Annotated in this window: 3 protein-coding genes; all 3 read left to right on the top strand. The window is 43.1% G+C overall.

The window, feature by feature from the left end; translation table 11 throughout:
* Nucleotides 1-57 precede the first annotated feature (57 nt).
* Nucleotides 58-348, top strand: coding sequence for a rhodanese-like domain-containing protein (locus LG34_RS11385; RefSeq protein WP_109216160.1), 291 nt, complete (start codon nucleotides 58-60; stop codon nucleotides 346-348).
* A gap of 200 nt (nucleotides 349-548) precedes the next feature.
* The gene (locus tag LG34_RS11380; RefSeq protein WP_109216159.1) at nucleotides 549-1,706 is read left to right on the top strand and encodes a THUMP domain-containing class I SAM-dependent RNA methyltransferase; all 1,158 of its coding nucleotides are present in this window, start codon (nucleotides 549-551) and stop codon (nucleotides 1,704-1,706) included.
* 59 nt (nucleotides 1,707-1,765) lie between these two features.
* Nucleotides 1,766-2,365, top strand: a complete 600-nt coding sequence (locus LG34_RS11375) for an XTP/dITP diphosphatase (protein WP_109216158.1) — start codon at nucleotides 1,766-1,768, stop codon at nucleotides 2,363-2,365.
* Nucleotides 2,366-2,467 lie beyond the last annotated feature (102 nt).

Below are 2,467 nucleotides of genomic sequence, written 5' to 3'. Positions count from 1 at the left end.
ATATCAGAATGAATTTATTAAGGTTGCTGTGATGCAGCATATTATGGGGGAAAGGTTATGGGATTGTGTCTGATCAGTGCGAAAGAGATTGAGACTTACAGGCGAAGATGGAATGCGTATTTGATTGATTTGCGCGATCCTGAGGATTATCGCCAGTGGCATATTCCGGGAGCGAGAAATGTGCCAGTGGAGGAGCTGGAGGCATTTATGGAACACGCATCAAAGGAGCGGTTGTTGATTTTTTATTGTCAGCATGGAAATGCAAGTGTGCAGGAAGGATGCAGATACGTGAAACGGGGATTTCGAATTTGTTCGGTTGCCGGAGGCATGGATGCGTATCAGTTTTGAAAATATACCAGTAGATCTGATGATTGACAGCATAAATAAGAAAAGATTATAATGATAGGAACTAATAGAAGGAAACAAGTTTTTGAACGCAGGTCGTAAAGTGATTTCGTTCATGAGCAGGTAGCGAGAGCGGATTGAAAATGTCCGCTTTACATAAAAATTTGACAATAACGATAAATAAGAATAACAGGAGAGAAAAGATGGAGTTACAGCAGTTTATTTCTCCTTGTCATTTTGGTATGGAGGCAATTTTAAAGCGTGAGATCTACGATCTGGGCTATGACATTGTCAAAGTGGAAGATGGCAGGGTTACATACGAAGGTGATATGGAGACAATTTGTCGTGCAAATATCCATTTGCGGACAACGGAGCGTGTGCTTTTAAAAGTGGGAGAGTTTCATGCGGAGACATTTGACGAATTATTTGAAGCGGTGAAGGCGATTCCATGGGAGAATTATCTGCCGGTAGATGCAAAATTCTGGGTAACCAAGGCATCTTCGGTCAAAAGTAAACTGTTTAGTCCGTCTGATATCCAGTCTATTGTAAAAAAAGCGATCGTAGAGCGGTTGAAAACCTATTATGAGGTGAACTGGTTTGAAGAAACTGGTGCTTCCTATCCGCTGCGTGTATTTTTGAATAAAGATGAAGTGACCATTGGCATTGATACATCGGGAGAATCCCTTCATAAGCGTGGTTATCGTGTGCTGAGCAGTAAGGCACCGATCACAGAGACACTAGCAGCGGCTATGATCCTTTTAACGCCATGGAAAGCAGATCGTATTCTGGTAGATCCGTTTTGTGGAAGTGGAACGATTCCAATTGAGGCAGCTATGATCGCAGCGAATATTGCACCGGGAATGAACCGCACGTTTACGGCACAGACCTGGACAAACCTGATTCCAAAGGAATTGTGGGATGACTGTTTTGAGGAAGCAAAAGAAATGGTCAACACAGATATCGAGACAAATATTCAGGGCTATGATATTGATGGTGAAATTATCCGGGCAGCCAGAGATAATGCAAAACGTGCTGGAGTGGATCACCTGATCCATTTTCAGCAGAGATCGGTCAGCGAATTAAAGAACCCGAAAAAATATGGCTTTGTTATTACAAATCCACCATACGGAGAACGTCTGGAAGAGAAGGCAGCGCTGCCAAAACTGTATCATGAGATCGGAGAGGCATTTGCAGGACTTGACTGCTGGTCAGAGTATCTGATCACTTCCTATGAGGATACAGAGCGTAGCATTGGAAAGAAAGCAGATAAAAAACGTAAAATTTATAACGGTATGCTGCGGACAAATCTGTATCAGTATATCGGACCGAAGCCGCCAAGAAGAAAAAAGACAGAGGCATAGAAAAGCAACCATTTTGCATGCAGGGAAACGTAAAATCACAGAAAAGAGGGACAGGCAGTATGAAGCAGAGAATTATTTTTGCAACTGGCAATAAAAATAAAATGAGAGAGATTCACGAGATTCTGGGAGACCTTGGCTGGGAGATCCTTTCCATGAAGGAAGCCGGAATTGACGTGGATATTGTCGAGGATGGAACAACATTTGAAGAAAATGCATTGATCAAGGCAAAAGCAGTTGCCGCACATTGTAATGACATTGTACTGGCAGATGATTCCGGACTGGAGATAGATTATCTGAATAAGGAGCCAGGCATTTATTCTGCACGCTATGCGGGAGAAGATACTTCCTATGATATTAAAAATCAGATGCTGCTGGATCGACTGCAGGGCGTGCCGAAGGAGAAACGTACGGCACGATTTGTGTGTGCAATCGCGGCGGTAGTTCCGGGGCAGGAGCCGATCGTGGTGCGTGGAACCATTGAAGGTTATATTGGTGATAAACCGGCAGGAGAAAATGGATTTGGTTATGATCCGATTTTCTATGTACCGGATTTGGATTGTTCTACGGCAGAGTTGTCTCCGGAGGATAAAAATGCAAGAAGCCATCGTGGAAACGCATTGCGGGCGATGCGGGAAGAATTAAAAAACTATATCAAATAAGTGATGAATTTTATCTCAGTCGAGAAGACTCCCACTTCTGCAAGGACGCCACTGAAAAAGTGGTAAGTTTAGTATCGCAGGGCGTCAAATATGTGAAAAAAT

Origin of the sequence: Eubacterium ramulus, from assembly GCF_003122485.1 — a bacterium.
GTDB classification, from domain to species: domain Bacteria; phylum Bacillota; class Clostridia; order Lachnospirales; family Lachnospiraceae; genus Eubacterium_I; species Eubacterium_I ramulus_A.
Note: the sequence above shows the minus strand (reverse complement) of the source record. Positions and strands in the feature narration are given on the sequence as shown.

What these genes read in the sequence shown, in the direction of transcription:
- LG34_RS11385 (WP_109216160.1), top strand. Translation starts at nt 58, where the DNA reads ATGGGATTGTGTCTGATCAGTGCGAAAGAGATTGAGACTTACAGGCGA.
- LG34_RS11380 (WP_109216159.1), top strand. Translation starts at nt 549, where the DNA reads ATGGAGTTACAGCAGTTTATTTCTCCTTGTCATTTTGGTATGGAGGCA.
- LG34_RS11375 (WP_109216158.1), top strand. Translation starts at nt 1,766, where the DNA reads ATGAAGCAGAGAATTATTTTTGCAACTGGCAATAAAAATAAAATGAGA.